Annotated in this window: 1 protein-coding gene and 1 pseudogene; both read right to left on the bottom strand. The window is 37.2% G+C overall.

Annotation, left to right across the window (positions count from 1 at the left end; translation table 11 throughout):
* Positions 1 to 331 (bottom strand): hypothetical protein (locus tag QTN94_RS19875; RefSeq protein WP_331428636.1); only part of this gene is annotated, 331 nt, incomplete at its 3' end.
* A 151-nt stretch (positions 332 to 482) separates the two neighbouring features.
* Positions 483 to 1,412, bottom strand: a pseudogene (locus tag QTN94_RS19870) (hypothetical protein); the annotation flags it as partial.

Here is a 1,412-nt window from a genome sequence, read left to right as displayed (position 1 = left end):
GGTAAGATCTTAATCCATTTTCTGAGATTCCTCTCTTATACTCCAATACGTATTCACATATAGAACTACTACCAGAATATGACAAAACTCTATTTTCCGATATTGTTAGAGGTTGACAACTATCACTTTTCGACTGCATCGTTAATGAGCTCTTATCTATGTTATCCGAAATAGAAAATATGTCTTCGAACTTACCTACCTCTGTAATCTTATAGCTATTGGAAATTATCTCTCCATTTAATTCATTATCACTTCCATCAATTTCTTTGTAATTACAACCAACTATAAAAAAAAGTATAACTTGAGCCATTAAAATGCATGAGTATTTCATTATCCCTCCTAATTAACAGACATACTACGTACAAAACTCATCACTAATTGGTCGTTCACTTAAAACAAAAATGACGTTTGTCAAATAATAATTAACGTTTCATAACTAAATTCTGAACTTAGCATGTGTAATACCATCACGGCCATATACATTAATTAGGATAGATTTGAAATTTCTCAAATTTAAAGTATCTGAAGGAAGCAGAATATCGGCTGTCTATCTCATATAGCTTAAATAACCCTTCATTCTCATCATAATATAAGTATGCATCAGGGGGAATACCACATAGGGCAGCATGTCGAAGTCGTATTGCTGTATACTCTATTTGTTCATCAGGATGTAACCAAGTGGTGATGCTAATATATTGAGGTTTCAAGCTTGTACGAACCAATTCCATTGCGGTTAAGCGATTAGCTGTAACGTTTCCTTGAATCACACTCCAATTTCTATTGTTATTTATAAAGTTATTACAGTTTGCTCCGTACATATCAAATGAAAATTCAAACGTAGCTGTTCTTGGTAGCGTAAATTCGTTATTTTCAGGTGAAAACACCCAGGCGTGTGATTGGTTATAATCATCGTATGTTTTCTCGATTACTGTTGAAGGTCCTGTTGTATTAATCAAATCTGATTTCCCCCTCAAATATCCATTTTGGTCGATATAAAGCTGATCCGTGCCCTTACCAACGTAGCCAGGAAATATTACGTCGTTATATATATAATTTTCGTCACCTTCTAAGTATGTTTTTTGTCCATTTAGTCTAATAGAATTATCAGATAAAGTTATATAGGATTCACTTGATTCTCGATGCTTAATACGCTGACCATTTGTATATAAATCTTGAACCATTGTATGATCGCCCAAATTATCGACTGGACCCGATGGACCCTGTGGACCCGTTGGTCCTTCTGGACCCTGGTCACCTTTAGGACCTTCTGGACCCGTTGCTCCAGTGTCACCTTTAGGACCTTCTGGACCCGTTGCTCCGGTATCACCTTTAGGACCTTGTGGGCCCGCTGGACCTTGTGGGCCCGTTGCTCCAGTATCACCTTTGTCGCCTTTATCGCCTTTGGCACCCGC

Source organism: Vibrio sp. M250220 (assembly GCF_036533795.1).
Classification (GTDB): domain Bacteria; phylum Pseudomonadota; class Gammaproteobacteria; order Enterobacterales; family Vibrionaceae; genus Vibrio.
The sequence above is the reverse complement of the archived record's forward strand: the minus strand, read 5'-3'. Positions and strand labels throughout refer to the sequence as shown.